Annotated in this window: 20 protein-coding genes and 3 rRNA genes; 2 read left to right on the top strand and 21 right to left on the bottom strand. The window is 64.3% G+C overall.

The features are described 5' to 3' along the window. Positions 1-11: 11 nt before the first annotated feature. The 7 genes from ABIB54_RS13590 to ABIB54_RS13560 all read right to left on the bottom strand — a co-directional run bounded on the left by ABIB54_RS13590 (position 12) and on the right by ABIB54_RS13560 (position 10,588). Positions 12-1,046, bottom strand: coding sequence for an HAD-IIA family hydrolase (locus tag ABIB54_RS13590; protein WP_354576051.1), 1,035 nt, complete (start codon positions 1,044-1,046; stop codon positions 12-14). Positions 1,047-1,050: 4 nt separating this feature from the next. Then, positions 1,051-2,046, bottom strand: coding sequence for a tetratricopeptide repeat protein (locus ABIB54_RS13585; RefSeq protein ID WP_354576050.1), 996 nt, complete (start codon positions 2,044-2,046; stop codon positions 1,051-1,053). 132 nt (positions 2,047-2,178) lie between these two features. Further along, positions 2,179-2,295: ribosomal RNA gene (gene rrf, locus ABIB54_RS13580) — 5S ribosomal RNA — on the bottom strand. A gap of 175 nt (positions 2,296-2,470) precedes the next feature. Continuing rightward, positions 2,471-5,591 (bottom strand): 23S ribosomal RNA (locus ABIB54_RS13575). Positions 5,592-6,152: 561 nt separating this feature from the next. Continuing rightward, positions 6,153-7,671: ribosomal RNA gene (locus tag ABIB54_RS13570) — 16S ribosomal RNA — on the bottom strand. The 16S, 23S and 5S rRNA genes sit together here, the layout of an rRNA operon. 700 nt (positions 7,672-8,371) lie before the next feature. Then, complete coding sequence (gene tyrS / locus ABIB54_RS13565; RefSeq protein WP_354576049.1) at positions 8,372-9,673, bottom strand: tyrosine--tRNA ligase; 1,302 nt, start codon at positions 9,671-9,673, stop codon at positions 8,372-8,374. A 27-nt stretch (positions 9,674-9,700) separates the two neighbouring features. Beyond that, positions 9,701-10,588 (bottom strand): DUF817 domain-containing protein, encoded by an 888-nt coding sequence (locus ABIB54_RS13560; protein WP_354576048.1) that lies wholly within the window; start codon positions 10,586-10,588, stop codon positions 9,701-9,703. Positions 10,589-10,715: 127 nt separating this feature from the next. Between ABIB54_RS13560 and ABIB54_RS13555 the strand changes: the two genes are divergently transcribed. Together ABIB54_RS13555 and ABIB54_RS13550 are read left to right on the top strand one after the other, a co-directional pair. Continuing rightward, on the top strand, positions 10,716-11,330 hold the full coding sequence (locus ABIB54_RS13555; protein WP_354576047.1) for a DNA-binding protein: 615 nt from the start codon (positions 10,716-10,718) through the stop codon (positions 11,328-11,330). Next, positions 11,327-11,896, top strand: coding sequence for a hypothetical protein (locus ABIB54_RS13550; protein WP_354576046.1), 570 nt, complete (start codon positions 11,327-11,329; stop codon positions 11,894-11,896). Before ABIB54_RS13555 ends, ABIB54_RS13550 begins: the two co-directional genes overlap by 4 nt. A gap of 7 nt (positions 11,897-11,903) precedes the next feature. Here the strand turns inward: ABIB54_RS13550 and ABIB54_RS13545 are convergent, their stop codons facing one another. The 14 genes from ABIB54_RS13545 to ABIB54_RS13480 all read right to left on the bottom strand — a co-directional run bounded on the left by ABIB54_RS13545 (position 11,904) and on the right by ABIB54_RS13480 (position 26,802). Beyond that, positions 11,904-12,509, bottom strand: coding sequence for a DNA-3-methyladenine glycosylase (locus ABIB54_RS13545; protein WP_354576045.1), 606 nt, complete (start codon positions 12,507-12,509; stop codon positions 11,904-11,906). 10 nt (positions 12,510-12,519) lie between these two features. Further along, on the bottom strand, positions 12,520-12,666 hold the full coding sequence (locus tag ABIB54_RS13540; protein ID WP_354576044.1) for a hypothetical protein: 147 nt from the start codon (positions 12,664-12,666) through the stop codon (positions 12,520-12,522). Next, the gene (gene argH, locus ABIB54_RS13535) at positions 12,663-14,099 is read right to left on the bottom strand and encodes an argininosuccinate lyase (RefSeq protein ID WP_354576043.1); all 1,437 of its coding nucleotides are present in this window, start codon (positions 14,097-14,099) and stop codon (positions 12,663-12,665) included. The genes ABIB54_RS13540 and argH overlap by 4 nt, the downstream gene beginning before the upstream one ends. A 2-nt stretch (positions 14,100-14,101) precedes the next feature. Beyond that, complete coding sequence (locus tag ABIB54_RS13530) at positions 14,102-15,301, bottom strand: argininosuccinate synthase (RefSeq protein ID WP_354576042.1); 1,200 nt, start codon at positions 15,299-15,301, stop codon at positions 14,102-14,104. Between the two features lie 42 nt (positions 15,302-15,343). Next, a complete protein-coding gene (argF, locus tag ABIB54_RS13525) occupies positions 15,344-16,264 on the bottom strand; it encodes an ornithine carbamoyltransferase (RefSeq protein ID WP_354576041.1) in 921 nt (306 codons plus the stop codon). Continuing rightward, the gene (locus tag ABIB54_RS13520; RefSeq protein ID WP_354576040.1) at positions 16,261-17,460 is read right to left on the bottom strand and encodes an acetylornithine transaminase; all 1,200 of its coding nucleotides are present in this window, start codon (positions 17,458-17,460) and stop codon (positions 16,261-16,263) included. The genes argF and ABIB54_RS13520 overlap by 4 nt, the downstream gene beginning before the upstream one ends. Next, positions 17,460-18,356, bottom strand: a complete 897-nt coding sequence (gene argB / locus ABIB54_RS13515; protein ID WP_354576039.1) for an acetylglutamate kinase — start codon at positions 18,354-18,356, stop codon at positions 17,460-17,462. Before argB ends, ABIB54_RS13520 begins: the two co-directional genes overlap by 1 nt. Next, on the bottom strand, positions 18,356-19,507 hold the full coding sequence (gene argJ / locus ABIB54_RS13510) for a bifunctional glutamate N-acetyltransferase/amino-acid acetyltransferase ArgJ (RefSeq protein ID WP_354576038.1): 1,152 nt from the start codon (positions 19,505-19,507) through the stop codon (positions 18,356-18,358). Before argJ ends, argB begins: the two co-directional genes overlap by 1 nt. Beyond that, entirely contained in the window at positions 19,504-20,547 is a 1,044-nt protein-coding gene (gene argC / locus ABIB54_RS13505; RefSeq protein ID WP_354576037.1) for an N-acetyl-gamma-glutamyl-phosphate reductase, read from the bottom strand. Before argC ends, argJ begins: the two co-directional genes overlap by 4 nt. Before the next feature lie 231 nt (positions 20,548-20,778). After that, the gene (gene pheT, locus ABIB54_RS13500) at positions 20,779-23,301 is read right to left on the bottom strand and encodes a phenylalanine--tRNA ligase subunit beta (RefSeq protein WP_354576036.1); all 2,523 of its coding nucleotides are present in this window, start codon (positions 23,299-23,301) and stop codon (positions 20,779-20,781) included. Further along, complete coding sequence (pheS, locus tag ABIB54_RS13495) at positions 23,301-24,356, bottom strand: phenylalanine--tRNA ligase subunit alpha (protein WP_354576035.1); 1,056 nt, start codon at positions 24,354-24,356, stop codon at positions 23,301-23,303. Before pheS ends, pheT begins: the two co-directional genes overlap by 1 nt. 43 nt (positions 24,357-24,399) lie before the next feature. Continuing rightward, entirely contained in the window at positions 24,400-25,218 is an 819-nt protein-coding gene (locus tag ABIB54_RS13490) for an amino acid ABC transporter permease (RefSeq protein WP_354576034.1), read from the bottom strand. Continuing rightward, entirely contained in the window at positions 25,215-25,862 is a 648-nt protein-coding gene (locus ABIB54_RS13485) for an amino acid ABC transporter permease (RefSeq protein ID WP_354576033.1), read from the bottom strand. Before ABIB54_RS13485 ends, ABIB54_RS13490 begins: the two co-directional genes overlap by 4 nt. Before the next feature lie 79 nt (positions 25,863-25,941). Then, positions 25,942-26,802: a glutamate ABC transporter substrate-binding protein gene (locus tag ABIB54_RS13480; protein ID WP_354576032.1), complete on the bottom strand. Its 861-nt coding sequence runs from the start codon at positions 26,800-26,802 to the stop codon at positions 25,942-25,944. Positions 26,803-26,841: the final 39 nt, after the last annotated feature.

The following is a 26,841-nucleotide window of genomic DNA, read 5'->3' as shown; positions in this document are numbered from 1 at the left end:
CAACGGTACCGTCACGAATACAGCTCCGGTGCGACGTCGAGTCCGTAGATCGGCAGTCCGGATCCCCAGATGAGAGCCGTCGCCGCGCGCAGCAGATTGATCGGACGTTCGCCGGCGCGATCGATCGTCACAGTGGTCTTGGCGAGACGCACCGCCGCACCTCCCACGGTGACGACAGTGTCGCCGGTTCGCGGATCCGTGGTGCTCACGGCTCGGGGGTACTCCTCGGCAAGCTCGCGGAGATCGCCGAGAATGTAGGTGGGTCGGGACTTGGCATTCGCCGCGAGGGCCTGCTTTCGCCCGTCGATGCCCGTGAGCACGAGAACCGACTCCATCCCGGCGCGATTGGCCCCGAGGATGTCGGTGTCCAAGCGATCCCCGATGAACAGGGCCTTGGTGCCCCCGAAGCGGCGCACCGCTTCCTCGAAGATGGCGATCTCCGGCTTGCCGGCAACCACAGGCAGGCGTCCGACGGCATTGTGCACCGCACCGACCAGGGTGCCGTTGCCGGGGGCGATCCCTCGCGCGACGGGAATCGTCCAGTCGGTGTTGGTTGCCACCCACGGTCGTTCGGGGTCGTCGTTGAGCGCGAACGAGGCCTCCGCCAGGTCCTTCCATCCCACATCGGGAGCGAACCCCTGGATCACGGCAGCCGGCTGATCCAGCGCCGACCTGGTCACCACGAAGCCCGCCTGCTCGACGACCGAGGTGAGTCCTTCGCCGCCAACGACCAGCACTGTGGCGCCCGAGGGAACGAGCTCGGCGAGCAGCCGGACGGCGGCCTGAGGGGAGGTGACGACGTCGTCCTCCACCGCGGTCAGCCCGAGGCTCGCCAGGTGTTCGGCGACGGATGCGGCGGTACGGGAGGCATTGTTCGTCAGGTACCCGATGCGCCGTGTCTGCCCTTCGCCACCGCCATCGTCGCCGCCGCCGGCAGCGTTCAGACTCTCGACCGCGTAAGCGATGGCGGCATCGCCCTTGTAGACCACTCCGTCGAGATCGGCGAGCACGAGGTCGACACCGTCGAGCGGCGTGCGGCCGGTCATGCCCTCAGTCAACCGCGGGCTCCTGCTCGTCTTCTTCGAGAACAACACCGTCCTGGCCTTCCTCCACGATCTCGATCACGTCGTCTTCCGGCTCACGGTCGCCGGCCTCGATGGCATCTGACGCCCGCTCGGACCTCTGCCACCACTCCTCAGCCTCGGCTTCGCGACCCAGGTCCTCGAGCACGGCCGCGTAGGCATCGAAGAGGGCAGGACTCCACGAGAAAGCGGTGTTCGGATCGAGCTGCGGAATCTGCAGTTCGTCCAGGGCCGCATCCGTCTGCCCCAAGTCGAGGCGAGCCCCGGACATCGCGATGGCGAGCAACACCTGCACCTCGACGGCGAGGGAAGCCCTCGGCACGGATCGACCGAGCTCGAGGGCTCGGTCCGGTCGCCCCAGGCCGCGCTCGCTGTCGACCATGAGCGGCAGCTGGTCGTCACGGCCCGAGATCCGCCGATAGGTTCGCAGTTCACGCAGGGCGAGCGCGAAGTCGCCGATGGAATAGGCCGTGATGGCCAGGGTCTCTCGCACCACCGCTATCCGTCCGGCCCGACGGGCGGCGGACACCGCATGCGCATGGGCGAGCACGGGGTCTGTGTCGATCAACCGCGCCACCATCGCCAGGTGCTGGGCTACGCCGTCGGCGTTCTCCTTGCTCAGGGTCTTCAGCTGGGCTCTGGCCACTCGGTCGAGATCCTTGGGCTGCACGTCGTCCGGGATGACCGGGTCGTCGTGACGCGACCGCACCGATTTCGTGCCGAAGGGATCGCGGTCCTCGATCTCCTGAGCGGAACGTCCCTGGTATCCGGTGCCGGGCCGACGCTCGCGCGGATTCTTCGACAGGTCTGCGTCGGGGCGGCCGCGCTGCGGTCGCTCCCCCTGGCCGGCGGGACGTGGCGGCCTGCCCGACGCCGGGGCGCCACGCTGGGGACGACCATCGGCTGCACGCGAGGCGGCGGGACGGTCGCCCGGCCGCTGGGAGCGATCTTGGAATTCGGACACGAATTACCCCTGGATCTGTCGTCACTGGTGAAGTTATGGAATCGGAGAACGGGGCACGAAACGTGCCCGTTAACGCAAAATGACCACCCAACCGCGTCTATTAAACGTGGTGGGTGGCCATCTTACAAAGAAGTCCGGCGGTGTCCTACTCTCCCACAAGGTCCCCCTTGCAGTACCATCGGCGCAGAGAGTCTTAGCTTCCGGGTTCGGAATGTGACCGGGCGTTTCCCTCTCGCTATGGCCGCCGAAACACTATGGATATAGGTTTCGAATTAGCCAACAGCTCAGCGGCTCAGGCCTCTCGAAAGAGACCATCACAACTGGTGTTGTGCTGATTCCCGACCGTACATCGGGAACCACTCAGTGGACGCAGAGCATCTCATTCCCACCGGTACCCTCGCGGGCCCAGGATGGGAAGAAAAGTGTTATCAAGTTATCGGCTTATTAGTACGGGTCAGCTCCATGGGTCTTTAGTCCCCACTTCCACATCCCGCCTATCAACGCAGTAGTCTAGCTGCGAGCCTCTCGACCTAAGTCATGGAAATCTCATCTTGAAGCTGGCTTCCCGCTTAGATGCTTTCAGCGGTTATCCATTCCGAACGTAGCTAATCAGCGGTGCTCCTGGCGGAACAACTGACACACCAGAGGTTCGTCCATCCCGGTCCTCTCGTACTAGGGATAGATCTTCTCAAATTTCCTGCGCGCGCAGAGGATAGGGACCGAACTGTCTCACGACGTTCTAAACCCAGCTCGCGTACCGCTTTAATGGGCGAACAGCCCAACCCTTGGGACCTACTCCAGCCCCAGGATGCGACGAGCCGACATCGAGGTGCCAAACCATGCCGTCGATATGGACTCTTGGGCAAGATCAGCCTGTTATCCCCGAGGTACCTTTTATCCGTTGAGCGACAGCGCTTCCACAAGCCACTGCCGGATCACTAGTCCCGACTTTCGTCCCTGCTCGACTTGTCAGTCTTACAGTCAAGCTCCCTTGTGCACTTACACTCGACATCTGATTGCCAACCAGATTGAGGGAACCTTTGGGCGCCTCCGTTACTTTTTAGGAGGCAACCGCCCCAGTTAAACTACCCACCAGGCACTGTCCCAGAACCGGATTACGGTTCGTAGTTAGATATCCAAAGTGACCAGAGTGGTATTTCAACAATGACTCCACCTGAACTAGCGTCCAAGCTTCACAGTCTCCCACCTATCCTACACAAGCCACTCCGAACACCAATACCAAGCTGTAGTAAAGGTCACGGGGTCTTTCCGTCCTTCTGCGCGTAACGAGCATCTTTACTCGTAGTGCAATTTCGCCGAGTTCGCGGTTGAGACAGCTGGGAAGTCGTTACGCCATTCGTGCAGGTCGGAACTTACCCGACAAGGAATTTCGCTACCTTAGGATGGTTATAGTTACCACCGCCGTTTACTGGGGCTTAAATTCTCAGCTTCGCCTTGCGGCTAACCGTTCCTCTTAACCTTCCAGCACCGGGCAGGCGTCAGTCCGTATACATCGTCTTGCGACTTGGCACGGACCTGTGTTTTTAGTAAACAGTCGCTTCCCACTGGTCTCTGCGGCCGTATGGTGCTCCAGGAGCAAGTCCTTTCACACCGCGGGCCCCCCTTCTCCCGAAGTTACGGGGGCATTTTGCCGAGTTCCTTAACCACGATTCTCTCGATCTCCTTGGTATTCTCTACCTGAACACCTGAGTCGGTTTGGGGTACGGGTGACTTGAACCTCGCGTCGATGCTTTTCTTGGCAGCATAGGATCACTGATTTCGTCCGTGAGGACTACCCATCGGGTCTCAGGCTATGTGAACGACGGATTTGCCTATCGTTCGCCCTACATCCTTAGACCGGGACAACCATCGCCCGGCTCAGCTACCTTCCTGCGTCACACCTGTTAATACGCTAAACGCACCAGCATAGGGTCGCACGCTAGGCCCCACGCTTCACCCCGAAGGGATCCATCTAGGGGATTCAGATGCTTAGCATTACTGGATTATCTTGGGCGGTTCTTCGTCAGTACGGGAATATCAACCCGTTGTCCATCGACTACGCCTGTCGGCCTCGCCTTAGGTCCCGACTTACCCAGGGCGGATTAGCCTGGCCCTGGAACCCTTGTTCTTTCGGAGGACGGGTTTCTCACCCGTCTTTCGCTACTCATGCCTGCATTCTCACTCGTGTGGCGTCCACGGCTGGTTTACACCGCCGCTTCACTCGCCACACGACGCTCTCCTACCACTCCGTACGCCTGGACCCACAAGTGGGCCGGGCTACTATACGAAATCTACAACTTCGGTGGTGTGCTTGAGCCCCGTTACATTGTCGGCGCGGAATCACTTGACCAGTGAGCTATTACGCACTCTTTCAAGGGTGGCTGCTTCTAAGCCAACCTCCTGGTTGTCTATGCAACTCCACATCCTTTCCCACTTAGCACACGCTTTGGGACCTTAGTTGGTAGTCTGGGTTGTTTCCCTCTCGACGATGAAGCTTATCCCCCACCGTCTCACTGCTGCGCTCTCACTTACCGGCATTCGGAGTTTGGCTAACGTCAGTAACCTTTTGGGGCCCATCAGCTATCCAGTAGCTCTACCTCCGGCAAGAAACACGCAACGCTGCACCTAAATGCATTTCGGAGAGAACCAGCTATCACGAAGTTTGATTGGCCTTTCACCCCTATCCACAGCTCATCCCCTCCATTTTCAACTGAAGTGGGTTCGGTCCTCCACGACGTCTTACCGTCGCTTCAACCTGGCCATGGATAGATCACTTCGCTTCGGGTCTAGACCCAGCGACTATTTCGCCCTATTCAGACTCGCTTTCGCTACGGCTACCCCACTCGGGTTAACCTCGCCACTGAGCACTAACTCGCAGGCTCATTCTTCAAAAGGCACGCTGTCACCCCTACTAAGGAGGCTCCAACGGTTTGTATGCAAACGGTTTCAGGTACTATTTCACTCCCCTCCCGGGGTACTTTTCACCTTTCCCTCACGGTACTTGTCCGCTATCGGTCTTCTGGGAGTATTTAGGCTTATCAGGTGGTCCTGACAGATTCACACGGGATTTCTCGGGCCCCGTGATACTTGGGATACTTCTTCAGCCATTGCGACATTTCGACTACGGGGTTGGCACCCTCTGTGACTGGCCTTTCAATGCCATTCGTCTATATCGCGTTGTAACTGTTGCAGTACGGCAGTAACTGCTAAAAAGTCCCGCAACCCCGACCATGCAACGCCTGCCGGCTATCACACATGATCGGTTTGGCCTCTTCCGGTTTCGCTCGCCACTACTTACGGAATCGCTTTTGCTTTCTCTTCCTGTGGGTACTGAGATGTTTCACTTCCCCACGTTCCCTCTATCCACCCTATATATTCAGGCGGAAGTCACCAGGTCGTATTGCTACGCCTGGCGGGGTTTCCCCATTCGGAGATCCTCGGATCACAGCTCTATTATCAGCTCCCCGAGGCTTATCGCAGATTTATACGTCCTTCTTCGGCTCCAGAAGCCAAGGCATTCACCGTTTGCACTTAGAAACTTGATGACAAAATTACACAAAGAACCAGCAAATGCGTTGAATTAACAACGCTTGCTAGATCTTTATTGAAGAGATCAACCCGTCAAGGCGGAAACCAACCTAAGCCGGTAACCATTTTGACGGGCAGTCTCTAAGATGCTCGCGTCCACTGTGTAGTTCTCAAAGTACGGGCGGTACTTCGTCTTACCTGTGCTTGCCGTGTCATGAGTAATCATGGGCCGGTAGTTCGCCAGGGATCGAAGTCCGAGGTCCGTGGTGACTCCCCCGAAGGGCAGTCTCCAGCGGGTCCAGAGGTCGGTATCCGACCCGCCCCGTAAAGGGAAGGCCGGCCCGGTCCCTCAGGACCCAACAGCGTGCAGAAGACCAGGTTGATGATTCGAAGTTTTCCTAACCCCTGTAAACAGGGGTTGTACTGGCTTGACGAATCTTCGTCCTGGTCACAATGTCAATGTTCCACCCATGAGCGCCACCGGAGAACGTATGCCTCCGAAATGGCTTGGCAGTTAGTTCCAACGAGCGGATGCCTGTAAACAGGGCGTCTTCAGTTGGACTGCACGTGCTCCTTAGAAAGGAGGTGATCCAGCCGCACCTTCCGGTACGGCTACCTTGTTACGACTTAGTCCTAATTACCGATCCCACCTTCGACAGCTCCTTCCTTGCGGTTAGGCCACTGGCTTCGGGTGTTACCGACTTTCATGACTTGACGGGCGGTGTGTACAAGGCCCGGGAACGTATTCACCGCAGCGTTGCTGATCTGCGATTACTAGCGACTCCGACTTCATGGGGTCGAGTTGCAGACCCCAATCCGAACTGAGACCGGCTTTTTGGGATTCGCTCCACCTTGCGGTATTGCAGCCCTTTGTACCGGCCATTGTAGCATGCGTGAAGCCCAAGACATAAGGGGCATGATGATTTGACGTCATCCCCACCTTCCTCCGAGTTGACCCCGGCAGTCTCCTATGAGTTCCCACCATTACGTGCTGGCAACATAGAACGAGGGTTGCGCTCGTTGCGGGACTTAACCCAACATCTCACGACACGAGCTGACGACAACCATGCACCACCTGTATACCGACCTTGCGGGGCGACTGTTTCCAGCCGTTTCCGGTATATGTCAAGCCTTGGTAAGGTTCTTCGCGTTGCATCGAATTAATCCGCATGCTCCGCCGCTTGTGCGGGCCCCCGTCAATTCCTTTGAGTTTTAGCCTTGCGGCCGTACTCCCCAGGCGGGGAACTTAATGCGTTAGCTGCGACACAGAATCCGTGGAATGGACCCTACATCTAGTTCCCAACGTTTACGGCATGGACTACCAGGGTATCTAATCCTGTTCGCTCCCCATGCTTTCGCTCCTCAGCGTCAGTTACGGCCCAGAGATCTGCCTTCGCCATTGGTGTTCCTCCTGATATCTGCGCATTCCACCGCTACACCAGGAATTCCAATCTCCCCTACCGCACTCTAGTCTGCCCGTACCCACTGCAGGCTGGGGGTTGAGCCCCCAGTTTTCACAGCAGACGCGACAAACCGCCTACGAGCTCTTTACGCCCAATAATTCCGGATAACGCTTGCACCCTACGTATTACCGCGGCTGCTGGCACGTAGTTAGCCGGTGCTTTTTCTGCAGGTACCGTCACTTTCGCTTCTTCCCTACTAAAAGAGGTTTACAACCCGAAGGCCGTCGTCCCTCACGCGGCGTTGCTGCATCAGGCTTGCGCCCATTGTGCAATATTCCCCACTGCTGCCTCCCGTAGGAGTCTGGGCCGTGTCTCAGTCCCAGTGTGGCCGGTCACCCTCTCAGGCCGGCTACCCGTCGTCGCCTTGGTGGGCCATTACCTCACCAACTAGCTGATAGGCCGCGAGTCCATCCTTGACCGAAATTCTTTCCAACTCCTAGCCATGCGGCTGAAGTTCGTATCCGGTATTAGACACCGTTTCCAGTGCTTATCCCAGAGTCAAGGGCAGGTTACTCACGTGTTACTCACCCGTTCGCCACTAATCCAGGGAGCAAGCTCCCTTTCATCGTTCGACTTGCATGTGTTAAGCACGCCGCCAGCGTTCATCCTGAGCCAGGATCAAACTCTCCGTAAATGTTTGATTGCACGAACGACCGAAGTCGAACGGCACATCTAGTGCAACCAGCCACCGGAATGGGCGGACAGGTTGCAAGTTTGAAACTGACAAGAACAAACCAAACCGAATAAATCCGGACTGACTTGCTTTGTTGTTTTATATCTTTTCCAAAGGAATCCGATGCGGTTCGACGGCTAGAAACCGCCTACACCGCATACGGGTTTTTGGCATTTGACATTGTGCACGCTGTTGAGTTCTCAAGGATCGGATGCTCCTGGTTTTCACCTCGCGGCTTCTACCCAGGGCCATACCATTCGCAGCAAGTGCGCCATAAAGGCGCTGTTTGACTGCAGTAAAACTTGTGTTTGTCACCCTCGCTCTCGCGCCGGGCAACTTGTCTAACTTACCACCTTCACGGTACTTGTCAAATCGACCTTCGCGGCTTGAAAAGCGCGCGACGAACCGTTTGGACATACTCACGAGGTGGGTTCTTCATCATAAGATCTGAAGACGATCTCCTACAAGAGGTTGACCGCTATTTGACTTAGATTGTGTCCCTCTTGAAGCCGGTAAGCTCTTCCGCTTTCCGAACCTTTGGGGTGACAAGAAAGAAGATTACGTGTCTATCGGGGGTCGGTCAAATCACGGCCGCAACCCGGGCGTGTCGCCCGTGAATACGGGGTTTTTGACCGGATGGCGCGGGTTCTCGACCGCGCCGCTATTCGATGAAGATGCCGGCGAGGGTCTTCTTGCCCCGGCGGAGCACGGCCATCCCGCCCGGCAGGGCATTGCCCGCGAGCGTGGCCGCAGCATCCGTGACCTTGGCGTTGTTGAGGTAGACCCCACCCTGCTCGATCGCCCGGCGTGATTCGCTGAGACTGCCGGCGAGCCCTGTGTCGAAGAGCAGCTGGGCCACGGGCGTGCTCTCGATGGTCGTCGTGTTGGGGAGCTCCCGCAGCGCGGCCTCGAGGGTCGAGGCATCCAACTGGTCGAGTTCGCCCTGGCCGAACAGGGCCGCGGATGCCGCAATGGCCGCCTCCGTCGCGCCCGTGCCATGAACGAGACTCGTCACTTCTCGCGCCAGGGCACGCTGAGCCTCCCTGCGGAACGGTTCCGTTGCGACCAGCCCAGCGAGCCTGTCGATTTCGGCCCGAGTGTTGAAGGTGAAGATCTTCAACCGTTCGATCACGTCGGCATCATCGGTGTTGAGCCAGAACTGGTAGAAGGCGTAAGGACTGGTGAGCGCAGGATCGAGCCAGACCGCATTGCCCTCGCTCTTGCCGAATTTCGTGCCGTCGGAATTGGTGATGAGGGGTGTGCCGATCGCGTGGGCCGAGGCCCCTTCCGCCTTGCGGATGAGGTCGGTGCCGCTGGTGAGATTGCCCCATTGGTCGCTCCCCCCGGTCTGGAGCACACAGTCGTAGCTGCGGAAGAGCTCGAGGAAGTCCATTCCCTGCAGGATCTGGTAGCTGAACTCGGTGTAGCTGATGCCGACATCGCTGTTGAGGCGCGCGCTGACGGCATCCTTCTTGAGCATGGTGCCGACCCGGAAGTGCTTGCCGACATCCCGAAGGAAATCGATCGCGCTGAGAGGGGCGGTCCAATCGAGATTGTTGACGAGCCTGGCCGGGTTGTCTCCCTCGAAACTCAGGAACTTCGATACCTGCGCCTGGAGGTAGCCGACGAACTCGGCCACCGTCTCCTTGGAGTTGAGAGTGCGTTCGGCCGTCGGCCGCGGATCACCGATGAGTCCGGTGGATCCTCCCACCAGGCCGAGCGGCCTGTGCCCGGCGAGCTGGAATCGGCGCATCAACAGAAGCTGCACCAGGTTGCCGAGGTGCAGGCTGGCGGCCGTTGGGTCGAATCCGCAGTAGTAGGTGATCGGGGCACCCGACAACAGCGACCTCAGTTCGGCCTGGTCGGTGGAGACATGCACGAGCCCGCGCCAGACCACCTCGTCCCAGACCGTATCGAATGACTCGTCATTGCGCTGGGAGGTCAGGACTTCGGATGCTGGCACGGCCCAAGATTACCAGTGGGCCACCGATCAGGGCCGGGCGGCCGCCTCGCTCGCCTCGAGCGCGCGGGGCGGGTACACCCACGCCACCAGCACCACGGAGATGATCATCAGCAGCACCCAGGACACGAGTTTGGTTATCGAGACCGGTTGCCAGCCGTGCAACTGGTTCGGGTAGGACCATGCGTTCGCCCAGGTCGCGATGTTCTCGGCGATCCAGATGAAGAGAGCCACGAGCACGAAGGCGAGCACCGTCGGCATCCGCAATCGAAGTTGGAAGACCCGGAAGTGCATGACGCTGCGCCCGAAGAGCAGCCCGACGGCGATCAGCAGGATCCAGCGGAAGTCCCAGATGTAGTGATGCGTGAAGAAGTTGGCGTAGATGAGAGCCGCGAGCACTGCCGTGAGCCAGCGGCGCGGGTAGCGGTCGAACCGCAGGTCGAACAGGCGGAACACCCGAACCATGTAGGAGCCGACGGCGGCGTACATGAAACCACTGTAGAGCGGCACGGAGTAGAGATGCAGCACCCCCGGCCCCTCGTAGATCCAGGATCCGACGCTGGTCTTGAACAGCTCCATCCCCGTTCCGACGAGATGGAACAGGATGATGACGCGCAGCTCTCGGACGGTTTCGAGCCGGAGGGCGATCATGAGCACCTGGATGACCACGGCCGCGATCGTCACGAAGTCGTTGCGAGCGAGGGCCGCGCCATCGGGATACCAGAGCCGGGTGGCGAAGAGCACCGCGAGCAGCGCCGCCCCGAAGATGCAGGCCCAGGCCTGTTTGAGCCCGAACACGAGGAACTCGACGATGCCGCGCCAGATCCGGCTGTCCGGCGCCCGGGCGAGGAGGGCGCGGGCCCGCGTGTCGATGAAACGCTCGACCGGCGTGAAGCCCGCATCCCCCTCAGCGCTCATCGGTTCAGGTTATCCGAGGAACTGAATCGCGCCGCGACATATCACCCTTCTGGGGTTGATTTCTCAATATCAAGTGCTTAGGGTTGATTTGTTCGGATCAACCCCCCGGGCATGTGCGGAGGCGAGGATGTTCGCGATCACCGCGGATCAGGTAGACAGTCGGCACCGACCGGATATTGCCGCTGCGACGATGCGCGCACTCGAAGCATTGCTCGGCGACGGGCTCGTTCTTCCGGTGGATCGCACGGCCGGCGACGAGATCCAGCTGCTTCTGGAAACATCCGACACCACCCTCACCGCGATTCTCGCGCTCACCCGGGATGGCGAATGGAGCGTGGGATGCGGGATCGGCGAGGTCACCATCCCCCTGCCGGAAAACGCGCGCGAAGCCGGCGGGGCCGCGTTCGTCGCGGCCCGGGAGGCGGTGAACGACGCGAAGAAACGGGACACCCGCTTTGCCCTTCGCAGCCCGGCGACGACCGAAGCCGCGGATGCCGAGGCCTTCGTCGACCTGCTCCTGAACCTGCGGGGGCGGCGCAGCGTCGAGGGCTGGGAGATCTTCGACCTCCTCCTTGCCGGCAACAGCCAGGCCGAAGCGGCGAAACTGCTCGGGATCACGCCCCAGGCCGCGAGCAAACGCGCCCGCAGCGCGGCACTCCGCGTCGAGTTCGCGGCGAGGTCCCCCCTCGAACGTAGGCTCGCTGCCGTAGACCTCAGTGCAGGCGAAGGGAGAACGTCGTGATCGTGCAGGTCGTGTTGTGGGTCCTGGCCATCGCCGTCATCGCCGCGGCGCTCGCCGTCTGTCTCGCCGCCATCCGCTTTCGGTTGCCCTCCCTTGCGCTTCTCGCCGCGGTGCCGGTGATCGCTGGGCTCGTCGGGCTCGCCTTCCGCGCGGGAGTGCCTGCGCCGAGCAACGCCGTGGCCGTGGTCGCGGGAATTCTCCTCGCCCTGCTCGGCATCATCGGCGGGAGCCCGGTCACCATCGCCGTGCTCGGCTTCTCCAGCCGGGGATCCGCGCCGGCGGTCGCGGGAGAACACGGCGGAATCGTGGTGAACGAAGGGGTCCCGCCGGAGATGCATCGCGCCGAGGTGCTGCGGGGCGGCACGATCATCGGCTACCTCGAACGGTTGGCGCTCATCGCCGCCATCGTGCTCGGCCACCTCGAGATCGTGGCGGTGCTGATCGCGGTGAAGGGGCTCGGCCGGTTCTCCGAGCTCGACAGTCCGGAGATCCGGGAGCGCTTCATCATCGGCACACTGGTCAGCCTGGTCTGGGCGGGCGCGTGCGCCCTGCTCATCGTGCTCTGAGGACTCATCAGGCTCGCTTCTTCGGCACATGCGCCCTGTAGGGCGAGACGCTGCGCTCCCCCGGCAGCCAGAAGCGCCAGGGGTAGGCGTCGGACCCTCCCGCGCCGGACACCCCGGTGCGCGGACCGGTCGCGAACGGCAGCGGATGCTGCGGCAGGCTCAACTCGAACGGTGGCGAAGCGAGATCCGCTCCCCCTTCGTCGAGGGTGATGCCCAGCGCCACGACCAGTCGGGCGGGCCCGCGCGCCAGGTCGGCATCCGTCTTCGATGTCGTGCGCCGCGCTCGCGCCAGCTCGACTCCGTTGATCACCTCACCGCCGCGCATCAGAACGGCGGTCGCCGTGCCGGCGGGCGAGCACGTCACGTTGGCACAGACGTGCATGCCATAGGTGAAGTAGGTGTAGAGATGACCCGGTTCGCCATACATCACCGCGTTGCGCTTGCCCGGGCCGCGATACGCGTGCGATCCGGGATCGCGCTCTCCCAGGTAGGCCTCGACTTCGGTGAGGCGCACCGCGACGGTGCCCTCGTCGGTGCTGTGGCTCAGGATCGCTCCGAGAAGCAGCGGCGCGACCTCGATCGATGGCGCTTCGAAGAACTGCCGGTCGACCATCGCCGGGCGGTTAGAAGAGCCTCGCGCCGCTGGTGACGAAGAGGATCGCGGCGATCACGAAGAGCACGGCAGCCACACCGAAGACGCTCCACATCACGATCTTCTGGGTGCGATTCTGTTCCGGCTTCTGCGGACGGTTGTCTTTGCTGAGAGTCATTGCCAGGCCTCCTTGAGGGTTCGGATGCGGCGGGTGAGCGCTGCGAGCTGCTCCGCGACACGCTCTGGCGCTGTGCCGCCGGAGCCGGTGCGGCTGCCGATCGATCCGGCTACCGTGAGAACGCTCCGCACACCGGCGGTGAGGTGCGGGGATATCTCCAGGTAGTCGGCATCCGTCGGCTCGTCGAGTTCCAGGCCGTGTCGCTCACAGAAACTCACCAGCGTGCCGCTGATCTCGTGGGCCTCTCGGAACGGAACACGCTGGGTGACGAGCCACTCGGCCACGTCGGTCGCGAGCGAGTATCCCTGTGGCGCGAGTTCCGCCATGCGCTCGGTGTCGAACACGAGGGTGGCGACCATTCCCGAGAAGGCGGGGAGAAGCACCTCGAGGTTCTCGACCGAGTCGAACACCGGCTCCTTGTCTTCCTGGAGGTCGCGGTTGTAGGCGAGCGGCAGGCCCTTGAGGGTGGCGAGGAGTCCGGCGAGGTTGCCGATCAGGCGCCCCGATTTGCCCCGCGCCAGTTCGGCGATATCGGGATTCTTCTTCTGCGGCATGATCGACGACCCGGTCGAATAGGAGTCGTGAAGGGTGACGAAACCGAACTCGCGGGTGTTCCAGAGGATGATCTCCTCGGCGAACCGGGAGAGATTGATGCCAACGAGGGAGAGGATGAAGGCGAATTCGGCCACGACGTCGCGGCTCGCGGTCGCATCGATCGAGTTCTCCATCGGGCCGGTGAGTCCGAGCTCGGTCGCGACCAGCTGTCCGTCGAGTCCCAGAGAACTCCCCGCGAGAGCACCGGAGCCGTAGGGCGAGAAGGACGCCCTCACCGACCAATCCCTCAAGCGTTCGAGATCGCGCACCAGGGGCCAGGCGTGAGCGAGCAGATGATGGGCGAGGAGCACCGGCTGGGCATGCTGCAGGTGCGTGCGACCTGGCATGGCGGCATCCGGATGCGCCTCCGCCTGGGACGCGATCGCGTCGATGAGGTGGGTGAGCAGTTCGGCGATGGCCCGGCCGTGATCGAGCAGGTAGAGGCGCACCAACGTCGCGATCTGGTCGTTGCGGCTGCGCCCGGCGCGCAACTTGCCGCCGAGCTCGGGGCCGGCGATGTCGATCAGCCCGCGTTCGAGGGCTCCGTGCACGTCTTCGTCCGACTCACGCTCGACGAAGCTCCCGTCGGACCAGGCCTCGCGCAGGGTCTCGAGGGCGGCATCCATCACGACGAGTTCGTCGGCCGTGAGGTAGCCGGCCGCCGCCAGCGCTTTGGCGTGGGCCCGGGATCCCAGGATGTCGTAGCCGCCGAGTTGCCAGTCGAACTGTGTCGACTTGCTGAGGCGGGCGAGCTCGGGCGACGGGCCGGAAGCGAAGCGGGCGCCCCAGAGGGCCCCCTCTGTCGTGGATCCGATATCGCCGCCCGAGCCTGTGGTCACGACTACTTGCCCGACAGGTCGCGGCGCGCGGAGATCTTGCTCGGCAGCGACCAGATCTCGATGAATCCCTTGGAGAGCGACTGGTCGAAGGTGTCGCCGGTGTCATAGGTCGCGAGGTTGAAGTCGTAGAGGCTCTGCTCACTGCGCTGGCCCGTCACGGTGGCCCGACCGCCCTGCAGCGTGAGGCGGATGTCTCCGCTCACGTACCGCTGGGTGTCGTCGATGAACACATCGAGAGACCGCTTGAGGCTCGAGAACCAGAGCCCGTCGTAGACCAGGTTCGACCATTCAGCCTCGACTCCGCGCTTGTAGCGTCCGAGATCGCGCTCGAGCGTCAGGCTCTCCAACGCTTCATGCGCTTGGATGAGGGCCATCGCCGCCGGGGCTTCGTAGACCTCGCGGCTCTTGATGCCGACGAGGCGGTCCTCCACGACGTCGATGCGGCCGACGCCATGTTTTCCCGCGAGTTCGTTGAGCTTCTCGATCATCTGAAGGGCGCTGTAGGACACGCCGTCGAGGGCGACGGGGATGCCGGAGGCGAAGGTGATCGTGACCTCGTCCGCCTCCTTCGCCACGGTCGGATCCATCGTGTACTCGTAGAGCTCTTCGATCGGGGCGTTCCACGGATCCTCGAGGAAGCCGGTCTCGACCGCGCGACCCCAGACGTTCTTGTCGATCGAGTACGGGCTCGCTGCGCTCTGGCGGATCGGCAGGTTGTGCTCGTTGGCGTAGATGATGGCCTTGTCGCGGGTGAGCGCGAGGTCGCGCACCGGGGCGATGCTCGTGAGCTCCGGAGCGAGCGCTGCGACAGCCGCCTCGAAGCGCACCTGGTCATTGCCCTTTCCGGTGCAGCCATGGGCGACGCTGTCGGCGCCGAGCTCTTTCGCGACGATCGCGAGATGCTTTGCGATGACCGGTCGGCTCAGCGCGGAGACGAGTGGATACCGCTTCTGGTAGAGCGCGTTGGCCTTGAGCGCGGGCATCAGGAAGTCGTCGGCGAACTCGTCCTTCGCGTCGACGACTATCGCCTCGACGGCGCCGCAGTCGAGGGCGCGCTGACGGATGTCCTCCATGTCTTCGCCACCCTGGCCGACGTCGACGGCGAGAGCCACGACCTCCTTGCCGGTGGCGTCCTTCAGCCAGCCGATGCCCACCGAGGTGTCGAGGCCGCCGGAGTAGGCGAGGACAACGCGTTCTGCCATGTGTGGTGCTCCTTCTTATCGTTTGTCAGTTTATTCGGTGCGCTACTGCTGCAGCAGCCAGGCCATCAGGGCCTTCTGCGCGTGCAGGCGGTTCTCCGCCTCATCCCAGACCACGCTCTGCGCACCGTCGATGACCTCGGCGGTGACCTCGTAGCCCCGGTCGGCGGGAAGGCAGTGGAGGAAGAGCGCATCGGGCTTCGCCAGCGCCATCAGCTCGGTGTCGACCCGGTAGGAACCGAGCGTGGTGAGACGCTCGGCCTTCTCCTCCTCTTTGCCCATCGACACCCAGGTGTCGGTCACGACCACATCGGCACCCGCGACGGCTTCCACCGGATCCGTGTAGAGAGTGACCGATCCACCGGTCTTCGCCGCGGCGCGATCGGCGGCCTCGACCACTGAATCGGTGGGAGCGTAGTCGAGCGGGGAGGCGACCCGCACGTGCATGCCGGCTGTCGCACCCGCGAGCAGATAGGACTGGGCCATGTTGCTCGCGCCGTCCCCGAGGAAGGTGACGGTGAGACCCGCAAGGGATCCTCGGTGCTCGCGGATGGTGAGCAGGTCAGCCAGCAGCTGGCAGGGATGGAAATCATCCGACAGCCCGTTGATCACCGGAACCGTGGTGCCGAGAGCCATCTCCTCGAGCCCCGACTGGGCGAAGGTGCGCCAGACGATGGCCGCGACCTGGCGTTCGAGCACGCGCGCCGTGTCGGCGGCTGTCTCCTTGCCCCCGAGCTGGCTGTTGGCGGTGGAGATGATGAGGGGGATGCCGCCGAGCTCGGCGATACCGACGGCGAACGAGACGCGCGTTCGGGTCGACGACTTGTCGAAGATCACGGCGACCGTCTGCGGACCCGCCAGGGGACGCGTGCCGAAGCGATCCCGTTTGAGCTCGACCGCGAGGTCGAGGATCGCGGTCTGTTCGGCCTGGCTGAGGTCGTCGTCGCGCAGGAAGTGTCGGGTCATTTCGCGTCCAATGTGAGGCTCTGAAGGGCGAGGCTGAACTTCTCGCGGAACTCTTGCAACTCGGCGTCGCCGACGATGAGCGGCGGGGCAATTCGGATGCTCGAGTCGTTGGGGGCATTGATGATGAGCCCGTTGGCGAAGGCCGCAGCCGAGAGTGCCCCGGCGACGGGCTGGGAGAGACCGAGGCCGATGAGTGCTCCCTGGCCACGGATCTCGGCAATGAGGGGCGAGCCGATGTCGTCGATGATGGCGTGCAGCTTCGCGCCGATCGCCGAGGCGTTCTCGATCAGTCCGGCCCGCTCGATCTCGCCGAGCACGGCATTTCCCGCCGCTGTCGCCAGCGGGTTTCCCCCGAACGTGCTTCCGTGCTGGCCGGGCTGGAACAGCTCGGATGCCGCCCCGAAGGTCACGAGTGCCCCGATCGGAACCCCTCCGGCGATGCCTTTCGCCAAAGCGAGCGCATCCGGTACCACATCGGTCTGCTGGAAGGCGAACCAGGTGCCGGTGCGTCCCACGCCGGTCTGGATCTCATCCAGGATCAGCAGCGAGCCGTTCTCGGTGGCGAGCTCACGGGCCCGGCGGAGGAAGCCCTCCGGCAGGTCGAGCACACCCGCCTCGCCCTTGATCGGCTCGATGAAGATCGCCGCGACCGTGTCATCCATCGCCGCTTCGAGCGCCTCGATGGTCGTGTCGATGTGCTCGACTCCGGGCAGCAGCGGTTCGAAGGCCTCACGCAACGCGGTCTTTCCCGTGAGCGAGAGCGAGCCCATGGTGCGCCCGTGGAAGGAGTTGATCAGGGAGAGGATGCGCGTGCGCCGGCCGTCTCCCCGGTTGAGGCGGGCGAGCTTGATCGCCGCCTCGATCGCCTCGGCCCCCGAGTTCGCGAAGAACACCCGGCCCGCATCGCCCGCGCCCGTGATGCGACGCAGGCGTTCGGCGAGCTCGAGCTGCGGCGGGGAGGCGAAATAGTTGGAGACGTGCGCGAGCGTCGCGACCTGGCGGCTCACGGCATCCACGAGCACCGGATGCGCGTGACCGAGCGCGTTGACGGCGATGCCCGCGAGGAAGTCGAGGTAGCGGTTGCCGTCGACGTCCCACACGTGGGCGCCTTCACCGCGTTCGAGCATGGCGAGCGGGGGCGCAAGGGAGCCCATCATCGCGTCGCCGAAGCGTTCGCGCCAGTCGTTCGTGTCCATCACAGGTCCTTTCCGGAAACCACTTCGGTGCCGATCCCCTCGGCGGTGAACGCCTCGAGCAGGATCGAATGCAAAACGCGACCATCGATGATCGCGGCCTTGGGAACCCCGCCGTCGACCGCGTCGAGGCACGCTGTCATCTTGGGGATCATCCCGGATTCGAGAGACGGGAGGAGCTGACGCAACTCCGTCGCATCGATCGTGGAGATGAGGGAATCGCGATCGGGCCAGTCGCGATAGAGACCGGCGACGTCCGTGAGGATCACGAGCTTCTCCGCCTGGAGGGCGATGGCGAGGGACGCGGCGGCCGAGTCGGCATTGACATTGAGCGACTGGCCGGGCTTCTCGGCATCCGGAGCGATGGAGGAGATCACCGGGATCTGGCCGGCCTCGAGGATCGCGTGGACGACCGCCGGATCCACGGCCGTTACGTCACCGACGAGCCCGAGGTCGACGTCCTCGCCGTCGACCATCGTGCCGCGCCGGGTTCCGGAGAACAGCCCGTCGGTCTCTCCCGACAGCGCCTGCGCCTCGATGCCGTGCGAGTCGATGAGTGCCGCGATCTCCGGGCCGACGCGAGTGGTGAGCACTTCACGCACCACGGAGATGGCGTCCACGGAGGTCACTCGAAGCCCTCCACGGAATTCGTTCGGGATGCCCCGGGCCGCGAGCTCGGCAGAGATCTGGGGTCCGCCGCCGTGCACGACGACCGGACGCACTCCCACCTGGCGCAGGAAGACCATGTCCTCGGCGAAAGCATGCTTGAGCTCGTCGTTGACCATGGCGTTGCCGCCGAACTTGACCACGATGGTCTTGCCGTGGAACCGCTGCAACCACGGAAGAGATTCGATGAGGGCGGATGCCTTCGCGGATGCTTCCCTCGAGTGCGCGCCCATCAGCTGGAGTACGCGCTGTTCTCGTGGACGTAGTCGTGGGTGAGGTCGTTGGTCCAGACCGTGGCGGTCGATGACCCGGCGTGCAGGTCGATCAGCAGGTGCATGGCGCGGCCGGTGAGGTCGACGCTCTCCCGCGGCTGGTCGGGCTCGCCCCGGTGGGCGACCCGGACGCCGTTCATCGACACATCGATGTCGTAGGGGTCGAAAGCGGCCTGCGTCGTGCCGACGGCCGCGAGCACCCGGCCCCAGTTGGGGTCGTTGCCGAAGATCGCGGCCTTGAAGAGGTTGTTGCGGGCGACGGCCCGGCCCACCTCGACGGCCTCGTCTTCGGAGGCCGAGTTGACCACCTCTATCGTGATGTCATGGGCCGCGCCCTCGGCATCCTTCTGCAACTGGGTGGCGAGGTCTTCGCAGAGCCCGGTAAGGGCGGTCGTGAATTCGTCGAGCGACGGCGTGATGCCGGAGGCAGCCGAGGCGAGCAGCGCGACGGTGTCGTTGGTGGACATCGCGCCGTCGGAGTCGAGGCGATCAAAGGTCACCCGCGAGGCGTGGCGGAGTGCCGCATCCAGTTGACCGGAATCCAGCGCGGCATCGGTAGTGATCACGACCAGCATGGTCGCGAGTCCCGGTGCGAGCATGCCGGCACCCTTCGCCATGCCACCGATCGACCAGCCCTCCCCCTGGGCGACGGCCTGCTTCGGATGCGTGTCGGTGGTCATGATCGCGGTCGCGGCATCCAGCCCCCCGTCTTCACGCAGGAACGCGTGGGCGGCGGTGACACCGAAGCTCACCTTCTGGAGGTCGAGCTGATCGCCGATGAGGCCGGTGGAGCAGACCAGGATATCGGTGGCGGAGCTGCCGAGAAGGGCTGCCGCGTGCTCCGCGGTCGCGTGGGTCACCTGGAATCCGCGCGCGCCGGTGTAGCAATTCGCGCCGCCCGAGTTGAGCACGACCGCGGTGACGATGCCGTCAGCGATGACCTGCTGCGACCAGATCACCGGGTTCGCCTGTGCACGGTTGCTCGTGAAGACCGCCGCCGCGGCCTGGCTCGGCCCCTGGTTGACGACGAGTGCGACATCCTTGCCGCCCTTGCCCTTGAGGCCCGATTCGACTCCGGCCGCGACAAAACCTCTGGGGTGGGTGACGCTCATGGTGCAACTCCGTCGATCGGAAGGCCGCTGGTCTCGTCGAGACCCAGGGCGATGTTGGCTGATTGGATGGCGGCGCCCGCCGTGCCTTTGACGAGGTTGTCGAGTGCCGTGACGGTGACGACCCGACCGGCGGCCTCGTCGACGGCGAGGCCGATGAGAGCGGTGTTGGAGCCGAGCACGTCACCGGTTCGGGGCATCCTCCCCTCGGGCAGGACGTGCACGAAAGGTTCGTCGGCGTAGGCGGACTCCCAGGCCGATCGGATGGCGGAGGCCGAGGTGCCCGGAACGATGCGGGCCGTGGAGGTGGCGAGGATGCCACGCGCCATCGGCACGATCACCGGGGTGAAGGAGATGGTGGGCGAGGTGGCACCGGCCGCACGCAACGACTGCTGGATCTCGGGGATGTGACGGTGGGTGCCGCCGACAGCGTAGGGGTTGGCCGAGCCGAGGATCTCGCTCGCCAGGTTCTCGAGCCTGAGACTCTTGCCCGCCCCGGAGGGTCCGACCGCGAGCACCGAGACGAGGTCGCGCTCCTCGATCACCCCGGCCGAGATACCCGGCGCGAGAGCGAGCGAGACCGTGCTGGCGTTGCAGCCGGGAGCGGCGATGCGGGTGGCGCCGACGAGGGCGGCCCGCTGCTTGCCGGCTCCCACCGGGAGTTCCGGCACGCCGTACGCCCAGGCGCCGAAGTGCTCGCCGCCATAGAACGCGGCCCAGGCCGCGGCATCCGAGAGGCGGTGATCGGCCCCACAATCGACCAGGACACTGTCGTCGCCGAGGTGGGCGGTGAGCTCCCCCGACCTGCCGTGGGGAAGGGCGAGGAAGACGAGGTCGTGGCCGCTCAGCACGTCGGCGGTGGTCGGCTGGAGAGTGAGCGATCCGTAGGAGCGCAGGTGCGGCTGGACCTCGGACAGCGCCTGGCCCGCGTTTTGGAAGGCGGTCACCGTGACCACCTGGAACTCGGGATGCTGGGACAGCAGCCGAAGCAGCTCCCCGCCCGCATAGCCGCTGGCACCGGCCACGGCAACGGAATAGGACATGGTTACACCTTATTGAGAGTGGATCGACGAGGCCTGGTGCGGCGGCGCTGGTGTCGGATCATGATGCCGGATTCGGCAGGAGATCAGACGGAGAGCGTCGCCTGCAGTCGCTGTCCGCGACGGTCCGAGCGCAGGCGCAGACCGCGGCGCACGGACGTGCGGCGTTCGGTCGAACCGGTGAGGCGAAGGATGTCCACCGCTCGAGCCTAGCGGACATCCACCGGCCTCCCACTACTCGCGGATGCTCGCGCCGAATCGCTCGGCGGCGAGGGCGGCTCCGGCGAGCTTGGCCTCGGTGGCCTCCGGCGCCGTGAGCGTGCGGTCCGCGGCCCGGAAACGCAGGGCGAACGTGAGTGACTTCGATCCCTCTGGGATGCCCTGTCCACGGTAGTCGTCCACGAGCTGTGCGACCTCCAGCAGCGGGCCGGCGCCCTCGACGATCGATGTGAGCACCTCGCCGGCCGGGACGTCGGCCCCGAGGACGAGCGAGAGGTCCTGGGTCGCTGCGGGGTAGGCGGCGATCGTGCCTGGCGACACTTCGGTGGCGGCCAGTTCGATGAGCAGGCCGAGCTCGAGCTCGAGCACCGCGGTGACCCGGGGAAGGTCGAGTTCGTCGGCGAGGGCCGGCAGGAGCTCGCCGGCGAATCCGACGCTGCGATCGCCGAGGAACAGCTCCGCGGTGCGCCCCGGGTGCAGGGAGTGGTGTGAGCCCGTGGCGACCGAGATCGTGGCACCGAGCGCCTGGCCGACCTGGCGGGCCGAGTCGAGCGCATCCGCGATGCCGTGCTGGATCGCGGGCTGGCCGGGCTGCTTCGAGACCGCGGCGCCGGTGAACAGCGCCGCGACGCGAAGGGGCTGAGGCGGGATGCTGCCGAGCAGGTCTGCGAGCTCCGCGCTCGTCGGGCGGATGATCCCCGAGGGCAGGTCACCGCTTCCGTACCGCACGCCGGCCTCCGGTCGGAACACCGATCCGATCTCGTAGAGCGCGAGGTCAACGAGTCCGCGGGAGAGGTTGCGGCGGGCGATCTCGATGAGCCCCGGAAGCAGTGACGTGCGAAGGAACGGCGCCTCGCCGTCGAGCGGGTTCGCCAGACGGATGGCGGGGACCACTCCAGCGAGGGATGCGCCGAAGGTGTCGTTGGCGCGCTTCGACACGAAGGGATAGGAGAGCACCTCTGTGGCACCGGCGGAGGCGAGGAGCTGCGCCGCGGATCGGCGAAGACGCTGCTCGCGCGTGAGCCCGCGCCCCGGAGGGGCCGTGGGAAGCACCGCGGGGATGCGGTCGTAGCCCACGATGCGAGCCACCTCCTCGGCGAGTGTCGCCTTGTCGGTGAGGTCAGGGCGCCAGCTCGGAGGGGTCACCGACAGGGCGTGATCGACAGGTTCGATCGATCCGCCGATGTCCGTGAGCGAACGCAGGATCTCGACATCCGAGTAGTCGGCGCCGATCAGGCCCGTGATGTAGCCGTCCGGCAGCATGATCGGCTCGCGCGGGGCGACCTCGAACAGGCGGGAGCTCTCCTCGTCGGCCCGTCCATCGGCGAGCTGCACGAGCAGTTCTACGACCCTGGCGGCTGCGGCATCCGCGACCTCGGGATCGACTCCGCGCTCGAACCGGCGGGACGCCTCACTCGGCAGTTTGTGACGGCGGGCGGAGCGGGCGATCGACACGGGGTCGAAGTTCGCCGCCTCGACGAGAACGTTCGTGGTGGTCGCACCGATCTCGGTGGAGCCTCCGCCCATCACGCCGGCGAGGCCGATCGGCCCGGAGTCGTCGGTGATGAGGAGGTCCTGGGGGTGCAGCGTGCGCACCTGCCCGTCGAGGGTCTCGAGCTTCTCGCCCGGCTGCGCGCGGCGCACCACGAGGCCGCCGTTGAGAGCGTCGAGGTCGTAGCCGTGGATCGGCTGGCCGAGCTCGAGCATCACGTAGTTGGTGATGTCGACGACCAGCGAGATGGAGCGGATGCCGGCGAGGCTCAGTCTCGCGATCATCCACGGCGGGGTGGGGCGGCCGGCATCGATGCCGCGCACCGTGCGGGTGACGAAGACCGTGGAGCCGACGCGGCCGCGGATGGGGGCGCGGTCGTCGATTACGGGTGCGGGCCTCGACCCGGGTGTCGATACGCGGGCTCCGTCGTCGCTCGCGACTCGACCACCGAGAACGGCGGGGTCGCGGAAGGCGGCACCGGTGGCGTGCGCGTACTCGCGGGCGACGCCGCGGATGGAGAACGCGTAGCCACGGTCGGGGGTGACGTTGATCTCGACGGCCCAGTCGTCGAGGCCGAGCAGGGCCGTGGCATCCGCTCCCACCTCAGGATCGAGGCCGTGCGAGGCGAGGCGCAGGATGCCGTCGTGCTCCTCCCCGAGTCCGAGTTCGCGCGCCGAGGCGATCATGCCGTCGGAGACATGCCCGTAGGTCTTGCGCGCGGCGATGGGGAAGGGGCCGGGCAGGATCGCCCCGGGCAGGGAGACGACGACCTTGTCTCCGACGATGAAGTTGTGGGCCCCGCAGACGATTCCTCGGGGCTCGGCCTCGCCGACATCCACCTGGCACCAGTTGATGGTCTTGCCGTTGCTCTGCGGCTCGGGGGTGAACTCGAGCACCCTGCCGACGACGATCGGCCCACTGAGACCGAAGTCGTGGATGGTCTCTTCCTCGAAGCCCACGCTCACGAGCGCGGCGTGCACCTCGTCGGGAGTGACGTCGAGCGGAACGTCGACGAACTCGCGGAGCCAGGAGATCGGGACGCGCATCAGACCACCATTCCGAACTGCTGGGAGAAGCGGATGTCGCCCTCGACCATGTCGCGCATGTCGTTGAGATCATTACGGAACTGCAGGGTGCGCTCGATCCCCATGCCGAAGGCGAAGCCCTGGTACTCGTCCGGATCGATACCCGCCGCCCGCAGAACGTTCCGGTTGACCATGCCGCAGCCGCCCCACTCGACCCAGCGCGCGCCGCCCTTGGCGTTCGGCTGCCAGACGTCCATCTCGGCGCTCGGCTCGGTGAAGGGGAAGTAGTTGGGGCGCAGGCGGATCTTCGCCTCCGGCCCGAACATGATGCGCGCGAAGTGCTCGAGCGTGCCGCGCAGGTGCGCCATGGTGAGCCCCTTGTCGATGGCGATGCCCTCCACCTGGTGGAACACCGGAGTGTGCGTCGCGTCGAGCTCGTCGGTGCGGAACACCTTTCCGGGCGAGATCACGTACACCGGGAGCTCCCGGGTGAGCAGCGAGCGGATCTGCACCGGGCTGGTCTGGGTGCGCAGCACGAGGTGGGAGTCGACCGGCTCGACGAAGAAGGTGTCCTGCATCGCCCGGGCCGGGTGGTCCTCGTCGAAGTTGAGGGCGTCGAAGTTGAACCACTCGTTCTCGAGTTCGGGCCCCTCGGCCACCTCCCAGCCCATGCCGACGAAGACGTCGGCGATGTACTCCTGCAGGAGATTGAGCGGATGACGCGCGCCCGGTGTCCAGCGGGACGCCACGGCCGTGACATCCACCGCCTCCGCCGCGAGGCGCGCGGTCTCCTCCGCGGCGAAGAGCTCGGACTCCCGCGCGGCGAAGGCCTGGTTTGCGCGACCGCGGGCCTGACCGACGAGCTTTCCGAAGGCGGCCTTGTCAGCGGGCGCGACATCCCGGAGCGTGGCGTTGAGCTTCGCGAGCAGGGACGCCTCACCGAGGTGCTCGGTCTTCACCCGCTTGAGCGCGGTCACGTCTGACGCGTTCGAGATGGCGTCGAGCGCCGCGTCGAGAGCGGCACCGACCGTGGATTCGGAGATCGACGGGGGCGGCGGAGTGGTGGGGTCTGACACGGGTCCCAAGCTTAATGCCAATGGGCCGAGGCATCGGCCGGAGCTAGCGGGAGACCCGCTTGCGCGCGAGGCGACGGGCGAAAGCAGACAGCGACAGGTTGATCGCGAGGTAGATCACCAACGTGACGATGAAGAGTGAGAGAAGGTAGCGGTTGCCGTAGAAGCTCGACATGCTGTTCATCGTCGTGCGGATCAATTCGTTGTACCCCACGATGTAGCCGAGACTCGTGTCCTTGAGCAGGACAACCAGCTGGGCCACGATCACGGGCAACATCTGCCGGAACGCCTGGGGGAATTCGATCATGGTCTTCGTCTGAAGGCGCGTGAGACCGAGGCTCAGGCCCGCCTCGCGCTGGCCGCGAGGAAGCGAGGCCAGACCGGCTCGCAGGATCTCGCCGATGATCGCACCGTTGTAGAGCGCGAGGCCGAGCACCACAGCCCAGAAAGCACCGAAAGAGCTCGCCAGCAGAATGAACAGCATCAGCAGGAGCACCGGCATACCGCGGAAGAACTCGAGCACAACGGTGGCGGGCACCCGCACCCACGCGAAGACCGAGGTTCGGAGGGTGGCGAAGCCGACGCCGATGGCGAGCGCCAGCGCCGCGGCTACCGCGGCCGCGCGGAGGGTCGCAAGCACGCCAAGGCCGATGTCCCGCCAGACCCGCGGATCGAGGAAGATGTCCCAACGACTCGAATCGAGCGAACCGGGGAGCGTGATGCCGGAGGACTGGCGCGGAGCGGCGAGCGTCAGCACGGCCCAGAGCAGCACCCCCGCCACGATGATGATGGCGACTATCGAGAAGATCAGCGATCGACGCCGGGCCTTCGGGCCGGGAGAGTCGAACAGCACCGAGGAGGTCATCGGGCAACCACCCATCTCTTTTCCAGTCGTGACGAGAGGATTCCGAGCGGGATCGTGATCACCAGGTAGAAGAAGGCGACGCCGAGCAGGATCGGGACTATCGAGTTGCCGTTCGCGTTGGCGAGCGCCTTGCCCACGGTGAAGAGTTCCGCTACGAAGAATCCGCCCGCGACCGAGGTGTTCTTGGCCAGGGCGACGAGCACGTTCACCAGGGGCGGGATCACCATGCGGAAGGCCTGGGGAAGGATGATGAGCGTGAGCGCCTGACCGAAGCCCATGCCGAGGCTGCGTGCCGCCTCCGCCTGCCCGATCGGCACGCCGTTGACGCCGGAGCGGAGTGCCTCTGCGACGAAGGGCGCGGTGTAGAGGGTGAGCCCCACCAAAGCCGCCGGAAAGTACGGTATCCGGGGGGTGAGCTGTGGAAGAACGAATGCGAAGAACAGCAGAACGAGCGTGAGCGGCGTGTTCCGCAGTATCTCGGTGTAGGCGGCTGCCGCTCCGCGGAGCCCCGCGACCGGGGAGATGCGCATCGCCGCGACGATGGTGCCGAGGACGATCGCGGAGACACCGGCAATGACGAACAGAGACAGCGTGACGCCGAACCCCTGCAGGTACAAGGGCAGGTTGTCGATCACCGCGTTCATGGATCGTTCCCGTCGAGAGTCGTGGATCGGGGTGGTGAGCCGCCGCGGCAGCCAACCACCCCGATGGGCGATGAATCGCTTACAGCGAGTAGTTGTCTACTGCGGGAGGGGCGACATAGGGCAGAACCTTGCCGGCGGTGTCCTCCCATGCTTTCTTGTAGCTTCCGTCTTTGTATGCCTTGGTGAGCACATCGTTGATGAAGGTACGGAAGTCACTATCGTCGTGCTTGAGCCCGATTCCGTAGGGCTCCTCCGTGAACGGCTTGCCCGCGATCTTGAACTCCCCCTCGTTCTGCGCGGCGAGGCCGGCGAGGATCACGTTGTCGGTGCTGACCGCCACTACCGCACCCGAACGAAGCGGCTCGAGGCAGTTGGAGTAGGTGTCGGTGAGCAGCGGCTTGGCGCCGATCTCGGCGAGCTTCGCGGCCGGGGTCGAGCCGGTCACCGAGCACACCGGCTGCCCGACCAGGTCTTTCTCGGACTTGATCGAGTTGTTGTCGGCCTTCACCAGGATGGACTGGCCGGCCGAGTAGTACGGCCCGGCGAAAGAGACGACCTCCTTGCGCTTGTCATTGATCGTGTAGGTAGCGATCACCAGATCCACCTGCCCGGATTCGATGAAGGGCTCGCGGTTGGCGGAGACGGTCTCGGTGAAGGTGATGTCAGAGGCCTTGATGCCCAGGCTGGCCGCAATGAGCTTGCCGATCTCTACGTCGAAGCCGACGGGGCCATCCGGTCCCTTGAGCCCGAACAGCGGCTGGTCGAACTTGGTGCCGATGGTGATCTTGCCGGCTTCGGCCAGTTTCGCCATCGTGCTGCCGGCGGCGAAGCTGGCGACCGGCTTGGGGTCTGCGGCCGGCTCGTCAGTGCCGGCACATCCGGCCAGGATGAGCATGGATGCTGCGGCTAGTCCGATGACGGACAGCATTCTCTTCTTCATGGATTCGTACCTCTCTCGTGCTGTGATGGGGTGCGGGTG

It is taken from the genome of Frigoribacterium sp. UYMn621 (genome assembly GCF_040549525.1).
Lineage (GTDB): Bacteria > Actinomycetota > Actinomycetes > Actinomycetales > Microbacteriaceae > Lacisediminihabitans.
The sequence above is the reverse complement of the archived record's forward strand: the minus strand, read 5'-3'. Positions and strand labels throughout refer to the sequence as shown.